This is a genomic window from Rahnella perminowiae (assembly GCF_019049695.1).
In the GTDB taxonomy this organism is placed as follows: domain Bacteria; phylum Pseudomonadota; class Gammaproteobacteria; order Enterobacterales; family Enterobacteriaceae; genus Rahnella; species Rahnella perminowiae.
Genome location: NZ_JAFMOT010000161.1, coordinates 50,638 through 73,904, shown reverse-complemented (window position 1 = coordinate 73,904; position 23,267 = coordinate 50,638). Strand labels below are relative to the sequence as shown.

16 protein-coding genes are annotated in these 23,267 nt (G+C 52.4%); 13 read left to right on the top strand and 3 right to left on the bottom strand.

Going from position 1 to position 23,267, the window contains the following annotated elements; all coding sequences use genetic code 11:
* Positions 1–54: 54 nt before the first annotated feature.
* A complete protein-coding gene (gene metK / locus J1781_RS06160; RefSeq protein ID WP_129953026.1) occupies positions 55–1,206 on the bottom strand; it encodes a methionine adenosyltransferase in 1,152 nt (383 codons plus the stop codon).
* Positions 1,207–2,084: 878 nt separating this feature from the next.
* On the opposite strand from metK, the gene speA reads away from it, so the two are divergent.
* Complete coding sequence (gene speA, locus J1781_RS06155) at positions 2,085–4,064, top strand: biosynthetic arginine decarboxylase (protein ID WP_129953025.1); 1,980 nt, start codon at positions 2,085–2,087, stop codon at positions 4,062–4,064.
* A gap of 192 nt (positions 4,065–4,256) precedes the next feature.
* On the opposite strand, the gene loiP is transcribed toward speA, so the two are convergent.
* On the bottom strand, positions 4,257–5,009 hold the full coding sequence (gene loiP / locus J1781_RS06150) for a metalloprotease LoiP (RefSeq protein ID WP_217233335.1): 753 nt from the start codon (positions 5,007–5,009) through the stop codon (positions 4,257–4,259).
* Between the two features lie 248 nt (positions 5,010–5,257).
* On the opposite strand from loiP, the gene tkt reads away from it, so the two are divergent.
* The 10 genes from tkt (at position 5,258) to J1781_RS06100 (ending at position 19,651) form a co-directional block, all read left to right on the top strand.
* Positions 5,258–7,252, top strand: coding sequence for a transketolase (gene tkt, locus J1781_RS06145; RefSeq protein ID WP_217157689.1), 1,995 nt, complete (start codon positions 5,258–5,260; stop codon positions 7,250–7,252).
* Positions 7,253–7,751: 499 nt separating this feature from the next.
* Positions 7,752–8,768: an erythrose-4-phosphate dehydrogenase gene (epd, locus tag J1781_RS06140; RefSeq protein WP_129953022.1), complete on the top strand. Its 1,017-nt coding sequence runs from the start codon at positions 7,752–7,754 to the stop codon at positions 8,766–8,768.
* 72 nt (positions 8,769–8,840) lie between these two features.
* Positions 8,841–10,007 (top strand): phosphoglycerate kinase, encoded by a 1,167-nt coding sequence (gene pgk / locus J1781_RS06135; RefSeq protein ID WP_129953021.1) that lies wholly within the window; start codon positions 8,841–8,843, stop codon positions 10,005–10,007.
* A gap of 125 nt (positions 10,008–10,132) precedes the next feature.
* Positions 10,133–11,212, top strand: coding sequence for a class II fructose-bisphosphate aldolase (fbaA, locus tag J1781_RS06130; RefSeq protein WP_013576802.1), 1,080 nt, complete (start codon positions 10,133–10,135; stop codon positions 11,210–11,212).
* A gap of 134 nt (positions 11,213–11,346) precedes the next feature.
* Entirely contained in the window at positions 11,347–12,429 is a 1,083-nt protein-coding gene (locus tag J1781_RS06125; RefSeq protein WP_217233334.1) for a LacI family DNA-binding transcriptional regulator, read from the top strand.
* Between the two features lie 134 nt (positions 12,430–12,563).
* Positions 12,564–15,662 carry a beta-galactosidase gene (locus J1781_RS06120; protein WP_217233333.1) on the top strand — a complete coding sequence of 1,033 codons (3,099 nt, stop codon included), beginning with the start codon at positions 12,564–12,566 and terminating at the stop codon, positions 15,660–15,662.
* Between the two features lie 60 nt (positions 15,663–15,722).
* Positions 15,723–16,991 carry an MFS transporter gene (locus J1781_RS06115; RefSeq protein WP_129953018.1) on the top strand — a complete coding sequence of 423 codons (1,269 nt, stop codon included), beginning with the start codon at positions 15,723–15,725 and terminating at the stop codon, positions 16,989–16,991.
* 135 nt (positions 16,992–17,126) lie between these two features.
* Positions 17,127–18,014: a small-conductance mechanosensitive channel MscS gene (gene mscS, locus J1781_RS06110; RefSeq protein ID WP_217233332.1), complete on the top strand. Its 888-nt coding sequence runs from the start codon at positions 17,127–17,129 to the stop codon at positions 18,012–18,014.
* Between the two features lie 181 nt (positions 18,015–18,195).
* A complete protein-coding gene (gene argO / locus J1781_RS06105; protein ID WP_129953016.1) occupies positions 18,196–18,813 on the top strand; it encodes an arginine exporter ArgO in 618 nt (205 codons plus the stop codon).
* Between the two features lie 103 nt (positions 18,814–18,916).
* Positions 18,917–19,651 carry an oxidative stress defense protein gene (locus J1781_RS06100; RefSeq protein WP_129953015.1) on the top strand — a complete coding sequence of 245 codons (735 nt, stop codon included), beginning with the start codon at positions 18,917–18,919 and terminating at the stop codon, positions 19,649–19,651.
* A gap of 53 nt (positions 19,652–19,704) precedes the next feature.
* On the opposite strand, the gene J1781_RS06095 is transcribed toward J1781_RS06100, so the two are convergent.
* Complete coding sequence (locus J1781_RS06095) at positions 19,705–20,607, bottom strand: LysR family transcriptional regulator ArgP (protein ID WP_129953014.1); 903 nt, start codon at positions 20,605–20,607, stop codon at positions 19,705–19,707.
* A gap of 227 nt (positions 20,608–20,834) precedes the next feature.
* Here J1781_RS06095 and rpiA point away from each other — a divergent pair, with 227 nt between their 5' ends.
* Together rpiA and serA are read left to right on the top strand one after the other, a co-directional pair.
* On the top strand, positions 20,835–21,497 hold the full coding sequence (rpiA, locus tag J1781_RS06090; protein WP_129953013.1) for a ribose-5-phosphate isomerase RpiA: 663 nt from the start codon (positions 20,835–20,837) through the stop codon (positions 21,495–21,497).
* A 350-nt stretch (positions 21,498–21,847) separates the two neighbouring features.
* Positions 21,848–23,086 carry a phosphoglycerate dehydrogenase gene (serA, locus tag J1781_RS06085; RefSeq protein WP_217139410.1) on the top strand — a complete coding sequence of 413 codons (1,239 nt, stop codon included), beginning with the start codon at positions 21,848–21,850 and terminating at the stop codon, positions 23,084–23,086.
* Positions 23,087–23,267 lie beyond the last annotated feature (181 nt).

The window sequence follows — 23,267 nt, the reverse complement described above, 5'->3', positions numbered from 1 at the left end:
ATAAAAAACCCCGCTTGCGGCGGGGTTGAAGAGATTTTATGACGCCCGGGTTTCTTATAAACCAGCGGCTTCGCGCAACTGAGCGGCCTTGTCGGTTTTTTCCCAAGGGAAATGCTCACGGCCAAAGTGACCGTAGGCTGCGGTTTCTTTGTAGATTGGGTGTAACAGATCCATCATCTGGATCAAACCGTATGGGCGCAGGTCGAAGAACTCGCGTACCAGCAGGGTCAGTTGTTCATTGGAAACTTTACCGGTGCCGAAGGTTTCCACCATGATGGAAGTCGGTTCCGCCACGCCAATCGCGTAGGACACCTGAATTTCACAACGGTCAGCCAGACCAGCAGCCACGATGTTTTTTGCCACATAACGTGCTGCGTAAGCCGCTGAACGGTCAACTTTCGACGGATCTTTACCGGAGAACGCACCACCACCGTGACGGGCCATGCCGCCGTAAGTATCCACGATAATTTTACGACCGGTCAGACCGCAGTCACCCATCGGGCCGCCGATAACGAAACGGCCGGTCGGGTTAATATGATATTTGGTACCGGCGTTCAGCCATTCTGCTGGCAACACAGGTTTGATGATTTCTTCCATCACCGCTTCCTGCAAATCTTTCAGCGAGATGTCTTCTGAATGCTGGGTAGACAGTACGACCGCATCGATGCCGACGATTTTGCCTTCGTCATACTGGAAAGTGACCTGGCTTTTGGCATCAGGGCGCAGCCACGGCAACGTGCCTGATTTACGCACTTCAGCCTGACGCTGCACCAGACGGTGTGCGTAAGTAATAGGTGCTGGCATCAGTACGCTGGTTTCGTTGGTCGCATAACCAAACATCAGCCCCTGGTCACCCGCGCCTTGTTCCAGCGGATCAGTACGGTCAACGCCCTGATTGATATCCGGAGATTGCTTACCGATAGCGCTCAGCACTGCACAGGAATTGGCATCGAAACCCATGTCAGAATGGATATAGCCAATTTCGCGAACAGTCTGACGTGTGATTTCTTCAACGTCGACCCATGCGCTGGTGGTGATTTCACCGCCAACCAGGACCATGCCGGTTTTGACATAAGTTTCACATGCAACACGTGCTTTTGGGTCTTGCTCTAAAATTGCGTCCAGTACGGCATCGGAAATCTGGTCAGCAATTTTATCTGGATGTCCTTCCGAAACGGATTCGGACGTGAAGAGGTGTTTAGCCATTATGTTCTTTACCTTACATACGACGGGTTAGATATCACTGCATAGCACTGGGGTGACGGGCAGATGAGGAGCGGAGCTCGCCATTGTCGCAATGCGTCCTGCATGTCCCCATTAGGCAAAGCCTTGAAGCAGTTTGCGCGTTAAACCACCCATGCGTGTGGACGGATTAACATCTGGACGGCTATTTTAGGATAGCAGGTGTCCCGAATGCCAGTCATTTTTGTGACAGAGTGGGTGTTATTGTGCGGGTTTGCAGTGATATTCACGGCCTGAAACTATTTACACCACATTTTCATTTTGCAATTACAGCGGGTTGCCGGTATAAACGGCGCGCGCTATGCATATTTCTGCAGGCCCTGCAGATGCAGCGTATTCCAGTAATTACTGTTTTCTCAGCTCGAATGCCCGCGGGTGATGCGTGGCACGTGTGGAGGTGGTTAGTTTAATGACCCACTTTTTACCGCTTGTAACATTTCAACAGCATCCCCTGCAGCCTTCATTGCGCCCTGCAGCATTCTCCTCAGCATTTCTGTTAGCAAAACGTCTGTTATCTCTTCGATGTTACAGACAGTCTGACTATAGACAGGTCAGCCGCCGACATCTGTACGCTGCTCAGTAAACCCGGCTGTGCGTACATCGCACTTCCGACATATAACTGATGTAGCCTGCGATCTCCCGGGGCATCCGTCCCTGATTTCTCCCGACTCGTTACACGGAGTCTAAAAACGTGTTTTACAATGATATGAGTAGAAAACAGTCCTATGGCTGCGGCATACAGGGTTTTATCCTGTCTGAAAGCCAGGCTTGCGGGTTGTTCTCACCTGTTGTTACTGCGATAGTGGCTGGCCATGTTGTCAGTATAGAAAGAGGATTTACCTATGTCTGATGACATCCAGTCCCACCGTCCGCCACATTCGGACGATACTGTTTTTTTGCGCTCCATGCAGGAGGTTGCCGTGAACGATCGTGATGCCAGCAAGATGCTGCGCACTTACAACGTTGCCTATTGGGGTAACAATTATTATGACGTCAATGAACTGGGCCACATCAGTGTTTGCCCGGATCCAGACGAGCCTTCTGCCCGTGTCGATCTGGCGCAACTGGTAAAAGACATGCGGGAACAGGACGGTCAGCGTCTGCCGGCATTGTTCTGTTTCCCACAAATTCTACAGCACCGTCTGCGTTCGATTAACGCCGCCTTTAAACGTGCGCGTGAATCTTTTGGCTACGAGGGTGACTACTTCCTGGTGTACCCGATTAAGGTCAACCAGCACCGCCGTGTCATTGAATCGCTGGTGGAATCGGGTGAACCGCTGGGTCTGGAAGCCGGCTCAAAAGCTGAGCTGATGGCCGTGCTGGCGCACGCCGGGATGACCCGTTCCGTGATCGTCTGTAACGGTTATAAAGACCGTGAATACATCCGTCTGGCCCTGATCGGCGAGAAACTCGGGCACAAGGTTTATCTGGTTATCGAGAAGATGACTGAGATTAAACTGGTGCTGGAAGAAGCTGAACGCCTGAACGTTGTTCCGCGTCTGGGCGTGCGTGCGCGTCTGTCCTCACAGGGCTCCGGTAAATGGCAGTCCAGCGGTGGCGAGAAATCTAAGTTTGGCCTGGCAGCCTCTCAGGTTCTGCAACTGGTCGAAATGTTGCGTGAGGCAGGGCGTCTGGAAAGCCTGCAACTGCTGCATTTCCACCTGGGTTCACAGCTGGCGAATATTCGTGACATCTCGACCGGTGTACGTGAATCCGCGCGTTTCTACGTAGAACTGCACAAACTGGGCGTTAATATTCAGTGCTTCGACGTGGGCGGTGGCCTGGGTGTGGATTACGAAGGAACCCGTTCACAGTCTGATTGCTCGGTGAACTATGGCCTGAATGAATATGCCAATAACGTTATCTGGGGGATCGGCGACGCCTGTAACGAACATGGTCTGCCGCATCCGACGGTGATCACTGAGTCTGGTCGTGCCGTGACCGCGCACCATACTGTGCTGGTGTCGAATGTCATTGGTGTTGAGCGCAATGAGTTTAAAGAGCCGGCGGCACCTGAACCGGATGCACCGCGTGCGCTGGGCAGCATGTGGGATACCTGGAACGAAATGCACGATCCGGAAAACCGGCGCTCGCTTCGTGAATGGCTGCACGACAGCCAGATGGACCTGCACGATGTCCATTCACAATATGCGCACGGAATTTTGGATCTGACGCAGCGTGCCTGGGCGGAAGATATCTACCTGAATATCTGTAATAAAATTCAGGATCAGCTGGATCCGAGTAACCGTGCTCACCGCCCGATTATTGACGAATTGCAGGAACGTATGGCGGACAAACTGTACGTCAACTTCTCGCTGTTCCAGTCGATGCCGGATGCATGGGGTATCGATCAGTTGTTCCCGGTTCTGCCGCTGGAAGGTCTGGATAAACCGCCTGTAGGCCGTGCGGTACTGCTGGACATCACCTGTGACTCCGACGGTACTATCGATCACTATATCGACGGTGACGGCGTCGCGACCACCATGCCAATGCCGCCGTATGACCCTGAGAATCCGCCGGTGCTGGGTTTCTTTATGGTCGGTGCGTATCAGGAAATTCTCGGCAACATGCATAACCTGTTCGGCGACACTGCTGCGGTGGATGTGTTTGTCTTCCCTGACGGCAGCATTGAAGTGCAGCAGTCAGATGAAGGCGATACGGTTGCGGACATGCTGGAATACGTGCAATTGGATCCTAACGTATTGCTGTCCCGCTTCCGCGATCAGGTGAAAGAAACAGATTTGGATGCCGAATTGCAGGCCCAGTTTGTCGAAGAGTTTGAAGCCGGTTTATACGGTTATACCTATCTGGAAGACGAATAAAAGTCCGGTTCTTTTATTCTCTGCGCCTCAACGCCCGGCTTGTCCGGGCGTTTTTACGTCCTGCTTTCGTTACTTATTTTGTGAACGTATTTTATATTGATAGGTAAAATTGTTTCTTTATTAACCATGAAGCAGAAATCATTGTTGTGCGAAATGAAAGTGAAAGGCGCAACATTTTGCGCCTTAATGGGGTTATTTTCCGGCAGCGATACGTTCACGTATATGTTTCGCACGTGCCTCTGAAGACGGGTGATCGTCAAACCAGCCGATACTGCTCCCCTGATCCAGTTTGGCCAGCTTCTCAAAACTGGTCGCCAGACCTGTCGGATCAATACCCCGTTTTTTCAGCAGATCGAAAGAATAATCGTCCGCTTCGGATTCCTGCTTCTGGGAGAACTGTGCGTTAACATATTTCTCGCCCAGGTCCGCCAGTTGTGACTGCGACAAGGTGGCGCTGACGCCACCAAGCGAAGAAATTGCAGAGCGTGCTGCGGTAGCGCTGTAAGCGACCTGCATGGCTTTGCGGGTGTGACCGAGCGCGACGTGACCCATTTCATGACCGAGAACGCCTTCCACTTCATTGTCATTCATCATATCCATCAGGCCGCTGTAAACACGGATGCAGCCGTTCGCCATCGCCCAGGCGTTGACGTCTTTGGTCAGGTAAACCTTATAGTTGGCAGGGGTGCCATTAATGTTATCACCCAGTGCCGCCGAGATTTTTTTCAGGCGTTGTGCGTATTCACTGCTGTCGGGAGCAAGTTGTGCCTTTTTATCCATCTCCTCGCAGGACTGTACGCTCAGTGTTTTAACGTCGGCGTCACTCAGCGTATAGGCCTGATAAGCCTGCGCGCCGGACTGCATTAAGGTATCGGTATTGACATTAGCGCAGCCACTGACCAGCGATGCGGCAAAAAGGCTCAACATAACAGGGTGAAATTTCATCAATTTGGGTTCCCGGAGAAAGTTAACAAAACAGCGAATACAGCCTGAAAAAGGCTCTGACTGTAAGGATAGCGTTAAGATAGGTTTTTGGCAGTGCACGATCTATAGTGTAAGTCCGAAAAAACGCACTGATTTAAAAGCGGATTTTGTGAACTTAATCACGAGAGTGATTAGAGATTGCCGTTTTAATGCCGAGTCTGAGAAAATGACTTTCTTGACTGCTTTTTTAATCCGACCTGGAGTAGAACATGTCCTCTCGTAAAGAGCTTGCGAACGCTATTCGCGCACTTAGTATGGATGCCGTGCAGAAAGCGAATTCCGGCCACCCTGGTGCCCCTATGGGCATGGCAGACATTGCCGAAGTGCTGTGGCGCGATTACCTTAATCATAACCCGACTAACCCGCACTGGGCGGACCGTGACCGTTTCGTGCTGTCCAATGGTCATGGTTCTATGCTGATTTACAGCCTGCTGCATCTCACCGGCTATGATCTGCCGATGAGCGAACTGGCTAATTTCCGTCAGCTGCACTCTAAAACCCCGGGCCATCCGGAATACGGTTATACGCCTGGCGTTGAAACCACCACCGGTCCTCTGGGACAGGGCATCGCGAATGCCGTCGGTTTCGCTATTGCAGAACGTACGCTGGCAGCACAGTTCAACAAACCAGGCCATGACATTGTCGATCACCAGACCTATGCGTTTCTGGGCGACGGCTGCATGATGGAAGGCATTTCTCACGAAGTGTGTTCGCTGGCCGGTACCATGAAACTCGGCAAACTGACCGCGTTTTATGATGACAACGGTATCTCTATTGATGGTCACGTAGAAGGCTGGTTCACCGACGATACCGCGGCACGTTTCGAAGCTTACGGCTGGCACGTGGTACGTGGTGTTGATGGTCATAATCCTGACGCCATCAAAGCGGCCATTGAAGAAGCGCATAAAGTTACCGACAAACCTTCCCTGCTGATGTGTAAAACCGTGATCGGTTTCGGTTCGCCGAACAAAGCCGGTACTCACGATGTACATGGTGCCGCACTGGGCGCAGCTGAAGTAGCCGCTACCCGTGAAGCGCTGGGCTGGAAATATGCCGCCTTTGAAATCCCGCAAGATATCTATGCGCAGTGGGATGCGAAAGAAGCCGGTAAAGCCAAAGAAGCCGCGTGGAACGACAAGTTTGATGCCTATGCGAAAGCCTATCCTGAGCTGGCAAAAGAGTTCAAACGTCGTGTGAACGGCGAGCTGCCAGCAAACTGGGAAACTGAAGCACAGAAATTCATCGAACAGCTGCAGGCTAACCCTGCAAACATCGCCAGCCGTAAAGCCTCCCAGAATGCGCTGGAAGCTTTTGGTAAAGTGTTGCCTGAGTTCCTGGGCGGCTCTGCTGACCTGGCACCCAGCAACCTGACCATGTGGTCTGGTTCGAAGTCTATCGGCGACGATCAGGCGGGTAACTACATCCATTATGGCGTGCGTGAATTCGGTATGACAGCAATCACCAACGGTATCGCGCTGCATGGCGGTTTCCTGCCGTATTCTGCGACTTTCCTGATGTTTGTGGAATACGCGCGTAACGCGGTGCGTATGGCGGCACTGATGAAAATCCGCAACGTTTTCGTGTACACCCATGACTCCATCGGTCTGGGCGAAGACGGCCCGACGCACCAGCCGGTTGAGCAAATTGCCAGCCTGCGCGTTACGCCAAACATGAGCACCTGGCGTCCTGCGGATCAGGTTGAATCTGCTGTGGCATGGAAATACGCGATTGAGCGTAACGACGGCCCGGTTACCCTGATTTTCTCCCGTCAGAACCTGACCCAGCAACCACGTACGCCTGAACAACTGGCCAACGTGGCGCGCGGGGGTTACGTGCTGAAAGATTGCGACGGTACGCCGGACGTGATCCTGATTGCCACCGGTTCTGAAGTGGGTATCACTGTTGAAGCGGCTGACAAACTGGCTGCTGCGGGCACCAAAGTGCGTGTGGTTTCCATGCCGTCTACGGATGCCTTCGACAAACAAGACGCCGCTTACCGTGAATCGGTCTTGCCGAAAGCCGTTTCTGCCCGTGTTGCGGTTGAAGCCGGTATCGCTGATTACTGGTTCAAATACGTCGGCCTGAACGGTGCAATCGTCGGTATGCATAGCTTCGGCGAATCTGCTCCGGCAGAGTTGTTGTTCAAAGAGTTCGGTTTCACTGTTGATAACGTTGTTGCTCAGGCACAGGCGTTACTGAAGTAACTCCGCATTTCTTATGCCGTTAAAAGCACCTTCGGGTGCTTTTTTTTCGCCTGTATTTTCCGGTACCCGTTCTCAGTTTCGCGCGAAATGACACAGGTCAAACCGTTCCGAGGCGGGCTCGGTTACACTGCCTGCATGCCGGAACGGTTTCAATCCGTCGGTTTATGAGGGAAATCACTGTCGAAAAGGTGATGAAAAAGTAAAATCACTGTGAATACACCGAATTGGCTGGTGTTTTTTTCAGCAATCGGAGCGATTAATGCGGCCTTCTTCTACGAATTATTCCTTTTATTCACTGTTTGGTTTATTCTCAGCTGAACCGTTTCAGTCGGGCTATTTGAGCTTAACATCCTCACCAGGTTGTTATCGTGCCTGAAACTGACGCTTTTCTGCCGCAGGCTTTGTGCGGACAAATGATGATGGTGATTCACCGTAAACGCACGCTGCATTACTATAGGTGTTACTGATATTGAGTAACAACCGTGTAACAGGGAGATGTATGCCAATACGTATTGCAATTAATGGCTTTGGTCGCATTGGCCGTAGCGTATTGCGCGCGTTATACGAATCCGGTCGCCGGGCGGAAATCTCCGTCATTGCCATCAATGAAATTGCCAGCCCTGAAGGCATGGCTCATCTGCTTAAATACGATTCCAGCCACGGGCGTTTCGCCTGGGATGTCCGCCAGGAAGGTGAAAACCTTTACGTAGGCGATGACTCCATCCGTTTACTTCATCAGTCTGATGCCAGCCAGTTGCCATGGGGTGAACTGAGCATTGACGTCGTGCTTGATTGCACCGGTGTCTATGGCAGCCGTGCAGACGGTGAAGCCCAGCTTGCGGCCGGCGCTAAAAAAATTCTGTTCGCGCATCCTGGCGGCCATGATCTTGACGCCACGGTGGTTTACGGCGTGAACCACGCCTTGCTCGAACGTCAGCACCGCATTGTGTCCAATGCGTCCTGCACCACCAACTGTATTATCCCTGTGATCAAACTGCTCGATGATGCTTTTGGCATTGAGTCCGGCACGGTAACGACCATTCATTCCTCAATGAATGATCAGCCGGTGATCGATGCGTACCATGCGGATTTACGCCGTACGCGCGCCGCCAGCCAGTCCATTATCCCGGTTGATACCAAACTGGCCGCAGGGATCACGCGCATCATGCCAAAATTTTGCGATCGCTTTGAAGCGATCTCGGTGCGTGTGCCGACAATCAATGTCACCGCCATTGATTTAAGCGTATTTGTCGAGGGTGCTGTGACGGTAGGCGAGGTTAACCAGCTGCTGCAAAAGGCCGCAACAGGTGCTTTTCGTGGTATTGTTGACTATACCGAACTACCATTAGTCTCGACAGATTTTAACCATGATCCCCATAGCGCCATCGTAGATGGAACGCAGACGCGGGTAAGTGGACAGCACCTGATTAAGACACTGGTCTGGTGCGATAACGAGTGGGGTTTTGCCAACAGAATGTTGGATACAACATTGGCAATGTCTGCCAGCGGTTTCTAGTACGGCTGTTCCGGCTTTCCGGCCGAAACTGCCTTCAAGCAACTTTAAAGAGAATCAACGAGAGGATTCACCATGTCTGTTATTAAGATGAGCGATCTGGATTTAGCGGGTAAACGCGTACTGATCCGTGCCGATCTGAACGTGCCAGTTAAAGACGGCAAAGTAACGTCAGATGCACGTATCCGCGCTTCTTTACCTACCATCGAAATTGCCCTTAAACAAGGTGCACGTGTGATGGTTACCTCGCATCTGGGTCGTCCGACTGAAGGCGAATATAACGAAGAGTTTTCTCTGCTGCCGGTTGTTAACTACCTGAAAGACAAACTGTCTTCTCCTGTACGTCTGGCTAAAGACTATCTGGATGGCGTTGAAGTTGCCGAAGGCGAGCTGGTTGTTCTGGAAAACGTTCGCTTCAACAAAGGCGAAAAGAAAGACGACGAAACCCTGTCCAAAAAATATGCTGCCCTGTGTGACATCTATGTGATGGACGCATTCGGTACTGCGCACCGCGCACAAGCTTCTACTCACGGCGTGGGCAAGTTTGCACCTATCGCCTGTGCCGGTCCGCTGTTGTCTGCAGAACTGGAAGCACTGGGTAAAGCGCTGGGTAACCCGGCCCGTCCGATGGTCGCTATCGTGGGTGGTTCTAAAGTTTCTACCAAACTGACCGTTCTGGATTCCCTGTCCAAAATCGCTGACCAGCTGATCGTTGGCGGTGGTATCGCGAACACCTTCGTGGCTGCTCAAGGCAACAACGTCGGGAAATCCCTGTACGAAGCAGACCTGGTCGGCACCGCAAGCAAATTGCTGGAAACCTGCGACATTCCTGTTCCTACCGATGTTCGCGTAGCGACGGAGTTCTCTGAAACTGCAACGGCTACCGTGAAGTCTGTTAAAGACATCAAAGATGATGAACAAATTCTCGACATGGGCGATGAGTCTGCAAATCGTCTGGCTGAGATCATTAAAAACGCTAAAACCATTCTGTGGAATGGTCCTGTAGGCGTGTTCGAGTTCCCTAACTTCCGTAAAGGGACCGAAATTGTGGCGCAGGCTATTGCTGACAGCGAAGCATTTTCTATCGCAGGCGGCGGCGACACACTGGCGGCTATCGATCTGTTCGGTATCGCTGACAAAATTTCCTATATCTCCACTGGCGGTGGCGCATTCCTGGAATTCGTTGAAGGGAAAGCACTGCCAGCGGTTGTGATGCTGGAAGAGCGTGCTAAGAAGTCATGAACCCTGAACGGGGAGCGTAATGCTGTCCGTTCTTCTTTGCCGCGCGGGGGGCTGCACAGTGGAACCCGCGCGACATAGCAAACCGATTCAATCCATCTACGGCCGACGAAACAGGACAAAGAACTATGTCTAAAATTTTTGATTTCGTAAAACCAGGCGTTATCACTGGTGATGATGTACAGAAAGTTTTCGCTATCGCTAAAGAAAACAAATTTGCTCTGCCAGCGGTTAACTGCGTAGGCACCGACTCCATCAATGCCGTGCTCGAAGCGGCTGCGAAAGTTCGTTCACCGGTTATCGTTCAGTTCTCTAACGGTGGCGCTGCGTTTATCGCAGGTAAAGGCCTGAAAACTGACGTACCACAAGGTGCGGCAATTCTGGGCGCAATCTCTGGCGCACACCATGTGCATCAGATGGCAGAACATTACGGTGTGCCGGTTATCCTGCACACCGACCACTGCGCGAAAAAACTGCTGCCATGGATCGACGGTCTGCTGGACGCGGGTGAAGCGCATTACGCGAAAACCGGTAAGCCACTGTTCTCTTCTCACATGATTGACCTGTCTGAAGAATCTCTGGAAGAAAACATCGAAATTTGCAGCAAGTACTTAGCTCGCATGGCAAAAATCGACATGACTCTGGAAATCGAACTGGGTTGCACCGGCGGTGAAGAAGATGGCGTGGACAACAGCCATATGGACGCATCAGCACTGTACACTCAGCCACAAGACGTTGATTACGCTTACGAAAAACTGAACGCTATCAGCCCGCGTTTCACTATCGCTGCGTCATTCGGTAACGTACACGGTGTTTACAAACCAGGTAACGTTAAACTGACTCCAACGATCCTGCGTGATTCTCAGGAATACGTGTGCAAGAAACACAACCTGCCACACAACAGCCTGAACTTCGTATTCCACGGCGGCTCCGGTTCAACTGCAGCAGAAATCAAAGAATCTGTAGGTTACGGTGTTATCAAAATGAACATCGATACCGACACTCAGTGGGCTAACTGGGACGGTATTCTGCAGTTCTACAAGAAAAACGAAGCTTACCTGCAAGGTCAGTTGGGTAACCCGGAAGGCGCGGACAAACCTAACAAGAAATTCTATGACCCGCGCGTATGGCTGCGTTCTGCACAGTCTTCCATGGTGACTCGCCTGGAACTGGCATTCAAAGAACTGAACGCGATCGACGTACTGTAATTCTTATCCTTCCGGTGCTTGACCACCGGAATGTGAGGATAATCGTCAAAGGGGCTTCGGCCCCTTTTTTATGGCCTGTTTTCCGGCCACAATAGCCCGTATCAGTATTTCGCCAGAATCCCGAAGAGAGAGCCATGAAGCCAAAATCTGTCACCCTCGATGATGTTGCGCGCCACGCCGGTGTGTCTTATCAGACCGTTTCGCGTGTACTGAATCAGGCTGCGCATGTGTCGGTCAGAACGCGTAATAAAGTCGAACAGGCAATGGCGGCGCTCAATTACGTTCCGAACCGTGTCGCACAGCAACTGGCGGGGAAACAAAGTTATACGCTGGGTCTGGCGACCACTGAGCTGGCATTGCATGCGCCGTCACAAATTGCGTCAGCGATGAAAACCCGTGCTAATCAGTTAGGCTTCAACGTTGTGATTTCGATGATTGATAACCTGAGCCTGACCGCCTGTCGTGCGGCAGTAAACGAACTGATGTCGCAGCGGGTAGATGGCGTGCTGATTAACGTGCCGTTGTCGAATGACGATGCGGGGGCTATTGCGCAGTTGTGCGGCAACTTACCGGCGTTGTTTCTGGATGTAGATCCTGAAGCTGATGTGTTCAAAATTCTGTTCGATCCTCACTGCGGGGCAGAGCAGGGCGTGGCGCATTTACTGGCGCTCGGGCATCAGCAGATTGCCGTACTGACCGGCCCGCTCGAGTCCATCTCTGCACGGCTGCGTTATGAAGGCTGGCTGAAGACGCTGGCATTGCACGATATTACGCCCTGTGCGGTTCAGCATGGTGACTGGAGCGCGGCTTCGGGTTATCAGCAGGCATTATCGTTGCTCGGTCAGCCCGAACGTCCTACGGCGATTCTGGTTGCCAATGACCAGATGGCGCTCGGCGTTCTGCGTGCTGTCCATGAGTTTGGTCTGCGGGTACCGGAACAAATTTCGGTGATGGGTTATGACGATACTGAAGACAGCGCATTTTTCTTCCCGCCGCTGACCACCATCAAACAGGATTTCCGCCTGCTCGGTCACGAAAGCATTAACCGGCTGGTGGAGCATCTGCATACGCATGGCGATCATCAGCAATCCTCGCTGTTACTGCCCACTTCTTTGGTTGAACGCCACACGACCGCCAGACCGGGCACAAACCCGGTGTCACAGGAAGCCTTATCGCAGGAGCTGATCCGCATCGCGCGTCAGCTTAGCGCGCTCTGAACCGGATTTAACCCTCCCATGACGCGGAATTTGTGATCCGCGTCCCTTTCCCGCATACCTCCGCTTTACTTACTCGTCCTGGTTACGCATGTTTATCATATTGTGAGCGCATAACAATTTACCGGGGAGATATTATGACATCATCAGCGGAAGATAAATTATCATCGCTGGCCACTGTTCTGGCCCGCCGTGACTGGGAAAAACCGGCCTCGACACAGTGCAACAGGTTACCTGCACACCCGCCGTTTAACAGCTGGCGGGATGCAGAAGAAGCGAGAGATAATAAGGCTTCAGGAAACATCCGTAGCCTGAATGGCGAGTGGGCATTCAGCTATTTTAACCGTCCTGAAGCCGTGCCGGAGCAATGGCTGCAACAGGATCTGGCAGGTGCCGACGCTGTGCAGGTGCCATCAAACTGGCAACTGGCGGGTTATGACGCACCGATTTATACCAACGTTCAATACCCCATCCCCGTCAATCCGCCGTTTGTACCGGCAGAAAATCCTACGGGTTGTTACTCGCTCACAGTTTCTGTGGATAATGACTGGCTGAGCAGCGGGCAGACGCGCATTGTGTTCAACGGCGTTAACTCTGCTTTCTATTTATGGTGTAACGGCCGGTGGATCGGGTATTCGCAGGACAGCCGTTTACCGGCGGAATTCGATCTTAGTGGTGTACTGCACGCCGGTGAAAACCGTCTGGCGGTCATGGTGCTGCGCTGGAGTGACGGCAGTTATCTGGAAGATCAGGATATGTGGCGCATGAGCGGGATCTTCCGCGACGTCACCTTGCTGCATAAACCGGCGGAGCAGATTACCGATTTACAGGTGCGCACGCATCTGTTTCATGGCTTCACGCAGGCCGAACTGGAGGTACGGGTCAGCGCTGCCGTGCCGCCGAAAACAGCGGCTGATTATCAGGTGCGCGTCGAGTTGTGGCAGGGCGATAAACCGGTCACACAGCATCAGCAACCACTCGGCAGCGAAATCATTGATGAGCGCGGGTCGGCATTTGACCGAACCACGCTGCGTTTGCCGGTCAGCCAGCCTGCGTTGTGGAACGCTGAGCAGCCCGCCCTCTATCGCGCTGTCGTTTCCCTGATTTCTCCGCAGGGGCAGCTTATTGAAGCTGAAGCCTGCGATGTGGGCTTCCGTCAGGTAGAAATCAGCAACGGATTGCTGAAAGTGAACGGCCAGCCGGTGTTGATCCGCGGCACCAACCGCCACGAACATCACCCTGAAAACGGTCAGGTGATGGACGAAGCCACCATGCGCCGCGACATCGTGCTGATGAAGCAGCATAACTTCAACGCCGTACGCTGCTCGCATTATCCGAACCATCCGCTTTGGTACAAACTTTGCGATGAATATGGCCTGTATGTGGTCGATGAAGCCAATATCGAAACTCACGGCATGCAGCCAATGAACCGTCTTTCGGACGATCCGGTCTGGTTCAACGCGTTCAGCGAACGTGTGACGCGTATGGTTCAGCGCGACCGCAACCATCCGTGCATCATTATCTGGTCACTGGGCAATGAGTCCGGTCATGGCGCGAATCACGATGCACTTTATCGCTGGATCAAGTCTGTTGATCCCACCCGTCCGGTGCAGTACGAAGGCGGCGGAGCCAACAGTGCGGCAACCGACATTATCTGCCCGATGTATTCCCGTGTTGAGCAGGATCAGCCGTTCCCGGCCGTACCTAAATGGTCGATTAAAAAATGGATCAGCATGCCGGATGAAACCCGTCCGCTGATCCTCTGCGAATACGCCCATGCGATGGGCAACAGCTTTGGCGGCTTCGATAAATACTGGCAAGCGTTCCGCCAGTTTCCGCGTCTGCAGGGCGGTTTTGTCTGGGACTGGGTCGATCAGAGCCTGCTGCGCACCGGCGATGACGGCGAACGTTATATGGCCTACGGCGGTGACTTTGGCGATACGCCCAATGACCGTCAGTTCTGCATGAACGGTCTGGTGTTTGCTGACCGTACGCCGCATCCGTCCTTGTTTGAAGCGCAGCGCGCCCAGCAATTCTTCCAGTTTTCGCTGATCAGCACCTCGCCGCTGATGCTGGAAATTCAGAGCGAATATCTGTTCCGCCACAGTGATAACGAACAACTGGTCTGGCGTATCGAACATGACGGCGAGGTCATTTCGCAGGGCGAAGCGGTGTTAGATATCGCGCCAAACGGCAAACAAACCCTGAATCTGGGCGATATTCCCTCGTCGGAAGGGGATTTGTGGCTGAACGTGGCAGTGCATCAGCCGCAGGCGACCGCCTGGTCAGAAGCCGGGCACCGCAGCGCCTGGGATCAATGGCAATTGCCGCAGCCAATGACCTTACAGGTAACGGAGAAAATTTCTGCTGTTACACCGGTACTGGAGCAGCAAAACGGCCTGATTACGGTAGCACATGGCACACAGCGCTGGCAGTTCAGCCAGCAAAGCGGACTGCTGGAACAGTGGTTTGATGGCTCAACGCCGCGTCTGCTGAGTGCGCTGCGCGACCAGTTTATCCGTGCGCCGGTGGATAACGATATCGGCGTCAGCGAAGTCACCCGTATTGATCCAAATGCCTGGGTTGAACGCTGGAAAGCGGCGGGTATGTACCAGCTGGAACCGCGTTTATTAAACATCTGTGCCGACCAGTTACAGGACAGCGTGGTGATCACCACCACCCACGCATTCATGGCGGGGGAAGAAACGCGACTGCTGAGCCGTAAGATTTTCCGCATCGATAATCAGGGCGAACTGCATATCAGCGCCGATGTCCGCGTGGCGTCAAATGTACCGTCGCCGGGTCGCATTGGCATGACCTGCCAGCTGGCGGACACCGCAGGGAACGTCAGCTGGCTGGGACTGGGACCGCACGAGAATTATCCTGACCGCCGTCTGGCGGCGCAGCACGGGCGCTGGACGTTGCCACTGACAGAGATGTACACGCCGTACGTTTTCCCGACCGAAAATGGCCTGCGTGGAGAAACCCGCGAACTGGATTACGCCGGATGGAAGCTGCGTGGAAACTTCCACTTTGGCCTGAGTCGCTACAGCCTGCAACAGCTGATGGACACCAGCCATCGTCACTTATTGCGTGAAGAAAAGGGCACCTGGCTGAACATCGACGGCTTTCATATGGGCGTCGGCGGTGATGATTCCTGGAGCCCGAGCGTCAGTCCTGATTTCCTGCTGACGGCCGGTCAGTATCATTATTCGTTCACCTGGAAGCGTGCCTGATATCCCGCGCTGCGGCCTTAACCCGCCGCAGCGCAGTATTCAGACGTAAGGAATCTGCTTATGTATTACCTGAAAAATACTAACTTTTGGATGTTCGGGCTGTTCTTCTTCTTTTACTTTTTCATCATGGGAGCCTATTTTCCGTTTTTCCCGATCTGGCTGCATGACATCAACCAGATCAGCAAAAGTGACACCGGCATCATCTTCGCCAGTATTTCGTTGTTCTCGCTGTTGTTCCAGCCGGTGTTTGGTTTACTGGCCGATAAACTGGGGTTGAAAAAGCATTTGCTGTGGATCATCACCGGCATGCTGATCCTGTTCGCGCCATTCTTTATTTATGTATTTGGCCCGTTACTGAAAATAAATATTTACCTTGGATCGGTAGTGGGCGGGATTTACCTGGGTCTGATTTACAACGCCGGTGCACCTGCGATTGAAGCCTATATCGAGAAAGTCAGTCGCCGCAGCAGCTTTGAATTTGGCCGTGCACGCATGTTCGGCTGTGTCGGCTGGGCGCTGTGCGCCTCGGTGGTCGGCATCATGTTTACCATCAACAATGAGTTCGTATTCTGGCTCGGCTCCGGCTGTGCGGTCATTCTTGCTATCCTGTTGCTGATCGCCAGGCCGGAAGTGACCTCCAGCGCACGTGTGGTCAATGAACTGGGGGCGAACAGCAAACCGTTCAATTTCAAACTGGCCGTCGAACTGCTGAAAGATAAAAAACTGTGGTTCCTGGCGCTGTACGTCATTGGCGTCTCCTGTACGTATGACGTATTTGACCAGCAGTTTGCTAACTTCTTTACCTCCTTCTTCGCGTCATCTTCTGAAGGGACGCGCGTCTTTGGCTATGTCACCACCATGGGCGAACTGCTGAACGCCAGCATCATGTTCTTCGCACCGCTGATTGTGAACCGGATTGGCGGCAAGAATGCTTTATTGCTGGCCGGTGCTATTATGTCCGTGCGTATCATCGGTTCATCTTTCGCGTCGTCACCGCTGGAAGTGGTGGTGCTGAAAACCTTGCATATGTTTGAGGTGCCGTTCCTGATTGTCGGTTGCTTCAAGTACATCACCTCAGTGTTTGAAGTGCGTTTCTCGGCGACGATTTATCTGGTGACCTTCTGTTTCTTCAAACAGGTGGCGATCATCTTTATGTCCGTTTTCGCGGGTAACATGTATGACCGTATCGGTTTCCATGGCACCTATCTGATCCTCGGATTAGTCGCGCTGACCTTCACGGTGATTTCTGCCTTTACGCTGAGCGGTCGCGGCCCTCTTCAGGCATTCAAAACCCCTGAACCGTTAAAAAACAGCCACGCAAATCCTTAATTTATCTGCAGTCTTTGTTACGGAATTGGCACTTCATCGCATTGTTAGTTAACCTTACAGAACACTTGCTGCCTCGTTAAACGGGGCAGCTTTAGTTTTTGCAGCCCGTAAGGGTGTAATTTTGGGGTACGTTAAATGGATGATTTGAACGTGGTGGGCAGCATCAATAATGCTGGCAACTGGTTGGTGAGAAACCAGGCGTTATTGCTTCATTACGCCGTGAATATTGTGGCAGCAGTCTTCATTCTGATTGTGGGGCTGATTATCGCCCGCATCGTTTCCGGTGCCGTCAGCCGGGTGTTAAAAGTTCGTGGTATTGATGTCACGGTTTCCGATTTTCTTTCCGCCATGGTGCGTTACGCGATTATCGCCTTCACGCTGATTGCGGTTCTGGGAAGGATTGGCGTGCAAACCACGTCCGTGATTGCCGTCATCGGTGCCGCCGGTCTGGCCGTCGGTCTGGCATTACAAGGCTCACTGTCTAACTTTGCGGCGGGCGTTCTGCTGGTGATTTTCCGGCCGTTCCGTGCCGGTGAATATGTTGACCTCGGCGGCGTGGCCGGTACTGTCACTCAGGTACAAATTTTTTCCACTACCCTGCGTACACCGGATAACAAAATTATTGTGGTGCCAAACGGCAAAATCATCGCCGGTAACATCATCAACAATTCACGTGAACCGACCAGCCGTATCGAGCTGACTGTTGGCGTAGGTTATGATTCTGACATTGATCTGGTGAAAAAAATCCTGACCGATATCATCACTGCCGATCAGCGCGTTTTGCAGGATAAAGGTGTCGTGGTTCGTCTGAACGAAATGGCGGCATCTACCCTGAATTTCATCGTGTATGCCTGGACCAACAACGGTGATGCGCAGAACGTGAAATGGGATTTGCTGGAGTCGTTTAAACGTGCACTGGATAAAAATAATATCAATATTGCTTACCCGCAAATGGATGTTCACCTTTATCAGGTAGCGGGCAAGGAAGCCGGACAGCAGGAAGAACGACGCACGTTCGAATAAGAGATCCTTTCCGGATTCGGATTTTCACAGGCGCCTGCGGGCGCCTTTTTCATGCCCGAAATATCCCGCTGTCGCTGATAAGCCAGGCTAATGACCGATTAGAAATTTCCATTTCCTCTTATGCCCGCTAAGCCCTTACACTGCGCGCAATCTCTGTTACTGATTCTCTGAAGGAGTTCCCATGCTGGCAATTTTCCTGCAAGGACTGGCGATGAGCGCCGCGATGATTTTACCGATTGGCCCGCAGAATGCATTTGTGATGAATCAGGGCATCCGCCGTCAGTATCATCTGATGATCGCCGGCTTGTGTGCGCTGAGTGACATTGCGCTGATTTGCGGCGGTATTTTTGGCGGCAGCGCGTTGCTGAGCCAATCCCCGACGTTACTGTTGCTGGTGAGCTGGGGCGGTGTGGCATTTTTACTGTGGTATGGCTGGGGTGCATTTCGTACGGCATTCAGCAAAAATCCCGAACTGGCTCAGGCCGAAGTGGCGAAGCAAAGTCGCTGGAAAATTGTCGTCAGCATGCTGGCGGTGACCTGGCTGAATCCGCACGTTTATCTTGATACATTCGTGGTGCTTGGCAGTCTGGGCGGCAGCCTGAGCCATGATGAGCGTTCGTGGTTTGCGCTCGGTGCCGTCAGTGCGTCAGTGATATGGTTCTTCGGGCTGGCTATTCTCGCCGCTATGCTCGCGCCATGGCTTAATACCGGCAAAGTGCAGCGGGTGATAAACTTTATCGTCGGCGTCATTATGTGGGGGATTGCAATACAACTGGCCCGTCAGACCGGGGTATTTTGAGTTTTGTCACTAATCTTAGTTTCTGTTGCAACGGATTATGCTACGGTTTCGCAGATTGTTTGACCTATCTATTGCCAGATCTTTGATGATTAATGGAGGCACTGTGAAACTGAAAGCATTGGCTGTAGCAGCGATGTTGGGATTAGGGACATTACCGTTGACGTTACAGGCGGCAGAATTACCTGCCGGGCCGCACGTCGTCACGTCAGGCACCGCAAGCGTGGATGCCACGCCGGATATCGCGACGCTGGCGATTGAAGTCAGCGTGTCAGCGAATGATTCGGCCAGCGCCAAGAAGCAGGCTGATGAACGCGTGGCGGAATACTTTGCTTTCCTGCAAAAAAACGGCATTGAGAAAAAAGATATTAATGCTGCCAACCTGCGTACTCAGCCGGAATACAACTATCTGAAAGACGGCACGTCGCAGCTGAAAGGCTACCGTGCAGTACGTCAGGTTCAGGTAACATTACGTCAGTTGGACAAACTGAACGAACTGCTGGATGGCGCACTGAAATCAGGTCTGAATGAAGTGCGTGCGGTTGAACTGGGTGTTGCCAATCCGGATAAATTCCGCGATGAAGCACGTCAGAAAGCCATCGAAAATGCCACGCAGCAGGCAAAATCACTGGCCGAAGGTTTCCATACCAAACTGGGGCCGGTTTACAGCATCCGTTACCACGTTGCTAACTACCAGCCGATGCCGGTTGCACGTATGTATAAAACGGCTGAAGCCGCAGGCCAGAGCGATGTGGCGCAAACCTACGAGCAGCAAAGCATTCACTTCGACGATCAGGTCGATGTCGTTTTCGAATTGCAGCCTCAGGCTCCCGCACAGTAAATATGAAAAAACCCGCTCCGGCGGGTTTTTTATTTCTGTTTTCGCCAGGCAAATCAGTCCTGACGCAACACCTGATGGCCGTGTGCCAGCAGGGCATCGGTCACTTTGCGCATCATGCGGCTTTCCGGTGCAAAACGGTGCCAGTAAAGCATACGGCGCTGGAAAAGACCCGGCGTCAGGTCGATCAGCTCACCGCTTTCCAGTTCTTTCTCAATCTGTAAATGCGGGATCATGCAGCAGGTGGTGCCCTGACGGGCCAGTTGTACGAACGCTTCCGACGAGTTAACGATATGGCACGGCACGCTGCCAGGCGATAAATCGAAGTTCTGTTGCAGGAAGGCCTGATGCATATCATCAAGATGGTCAAATGCCACCGCCGGTGCTTTCAGTAAGGCGGAGCGGGTGACGCCGTTCGGAAAATAGCGATCAGCAAAAGGTTTGGAACCCACAAACAAATAATCCAGTGCACCGAGCTGATCCACCAGACAACTCGGCAGTGGCTGTGGCTGTATACTCACCGCACCGACGACTTCGCCGCGACGCAAGCGCTCCTGCGTTCGGGTTTCGTCTTCCACCTGTAAATTAAGACGGATAGGGGAATCGACCAGTACCGATTTCAGCGCAGGCAGTAACCAGGTTGCCAGACTGTCGGCGTTGACTGCCAGTGAAAGCAACAGCGGTGTATCGTTGCTTTCGTGATTGCTGTCGCTGCCCAGCCACTCTTCTTCCAGTAATTCCACCTGATGTAACAAGGCCAGCAATTTCTGCCCCTGTTCAGTCGGACGCGGGGGAACGGTACGGACCAGCAGCGGCTGGCCGAACAAATTTTCCAGTTGCTTAATGCGCTGAGAGACTGCCGATTGTGTGATGCAAAGCTTCTGTGCTGCGCGTTCAAAACCGCGCTCACGGATCACCGCGTCCAGTGCCTGCAGCGTTCTATAGTCCGGGCGTTTCATCGGAGTTCTGTCCCTTGGATTCAATGTTATCGGGACACTATGCCACAGATTGTCAGGTTTTGTGGTGAGGAAAATCGGGGTGTTTGCAACACAATTGCACTTAATAAGTGTGATCTGGTCACGCTCTTGACTGCCCAATCTGCCGGGACATGCTTTATAATCACCCGCACTCTTCGTTTCACCGAACCATTCACGCCACTTTCGTGTTATCAGACAGAGAAGCCATTATGACGCAGGAAGAATTGAAAAAAGCAGTCGGTTGGGCCGCGCTGGATTACGTGACGCCGGGCACCATTGTCGGTGTCGGCACCGGATCCACTGCCGCGCATTTCATCGATGCACTGGGTTCCATCAAAGGCCAGATAGAAGGCGCCGTTTCCAGCTCCGACGCCTCAACTGCAAAACTGAAAAGCTTAGGCATCCATGTTTTCGACAGCAACGAAGTGGATTCGCTGGATGTGTATGTTGACGGTGCAGATGAAATCAATGGCGCAATGCAAATGATCAAAGGCGGCGGCGCGGCGCTGACCCGTGAAAAAATCATTGCCGCGATTGCCAAAAAATTCATCTGCATTGTGGATGCCTCTAAGCAGGTGGATGTGTTGGGTAAATTCCCGTTGCCTGTTGAAGTGATCCCGATGGCTCGTTCTTACGTGGCGCGTGAACTGGTGAAACTCGGCGGCCTGCCGGAATACCGTCAGAATGTACTGACAGACAACGGCAACGTGATCCTGGATGTGCACAACCTGAATATTCTTGATGCTGTCGCGATGGAAAATAAGATCAACAGTATTGCCGGTGTGGTGACTGTCGGTCTGTTCGCCAACCGGGGGGCTGATGTGGCGCTGGTCGGGACTTCCGAAGGTGTCAAAACCATCAAACTGAAGTAATCAGCCTATAAGCAGAAGATCTGGCTGCTTTTGTCCCGGGCAGCCAGTCTCCGCCTCGTCATCCCGCTGTCATAACGCAATGTTATGAAGATGATAATTTTCCGACTGAATCATCTTTTATTTAAAAGCTTTAATTTGGTGACTTATGTCACATTCCTGTGTTTCTCCTCCTGAACGTCTGGCTCAGCAAAATCTAACCAGCATGAAATGCTAAAAACCAACAGGTGCGCTGAGCCTTCTGCTGGGGGGCAGGCAATCGTTTGTATTGATGATGGCGGATTTTTTGTTATGTTGACTGTGAGCAGTCACCATGCAGTTTGAATTCAGTCAGAAAATTATAGGGTCGGGAAATGGCAAAAGTATCACTTGAGAAAGACAAGATTAAGTTTTTGTTAGTGGAAGGCGTCCACCAAAGTGCGGTTGATACACTCCGTGCCGCGGGTTACACCAATATTGAATTTCACAAAGGTGCTTTAGACACGCAATCGCTGAAAGAATCGATCCGTGACGCGCACTTTGTTGGACTCCGATCGCGTACTCAGCTGACTGAAGAAGTGTTCCAGGCAGCAGAAAAACTGGTGGCTGTTGGATGTTTCTGCATCGGCACCAATCAGGTGGATCTTAAAGCTGCGACCCGTCGTGGTATTCCGGTCTTTAACGCACCGTTCTCCAATACCCGTTCGGTTGCGGAAATGGTGCTGGGCGAAATGTTGCTGATGATGCGCGGTATTCCTGAAGCGAATGCGAAAGCGCACCGTGGTGTGTGGAACAAACTGGCAGTCGGTTCATTCGAAGCGCGTGGCAAGCGTCTGGGGATCATTGGTTACGGCCACATTGGTACGCAGCTGGGGATCCTGGCGGAAAGCCTGGGGATGCGCGTCTTCTATTACGACATCGAAAGCAAACTGCCATTGGGTAATGCGCAGCCGATTGCGACGCTGGAAGAATTGCTTAACACCAGCGACGTGGTCACCTTGCATGTGCCGGAAACTGCCGGTACGAAAGACATGATTTCGGAGGCGCAGCTGGCCCGGATGAAACCGGGCGCGCTGCTAATCAATGCCTCACGCGGCACCGTTATCGACATTCCGGCGCTGTGTGATGCACTGCGCAGCAAACATCTTTCCGGCGCGGCGATTGACGTCTTCCCGGAAGAACCGGCGACCAACAGTGATCCGTTCAATTCTCCGTTGTGTGAATTCGACAACGTCCTGCTGACGCCGCACATCGGTGGCTCGACAATGGAAGCGCAGGAAGGTATCGGCCTTGAGGTGGCAGGTAAACTGGCGAAATACTCTGACAACGGTTCAACCCTGTCAGCAGTTAACTTCCCAGAAGCCTCTCTGCCTGCGCATACCGAGAAAGCCAGCCGTCTGTTGCATATCCATGAAAACCGTCCGGGGGTGCTGACCAGCATCAACCAGATTTTCGCGGAGCAAGGGATTAATATCGCCGCACAGTATCTGCAAACTAGCCCTGAAATCGGTTATGTCGTTATCGATGCTGAAACAGATACCACGACGCTGAATACCGCACTGCAACTGATGAAGGCAATTCCGGGAACCATTCGTGCCCGTTTGCTTTACTGAGCATATCAGCCATAAATGACAAAGCCGCCGGAAGGCGGTTTTTTGTTTCTGGCATCAGGGTAATAAACAATATCCGCAGGTGAACGCGGGAATCAAAACGTCAGAAGTAAAAAGACAGGGTGATCAGACCACAGAGGATCACTGATGAAAAAGTGATTTCGAACAGGTAGCGGCGCAGGAT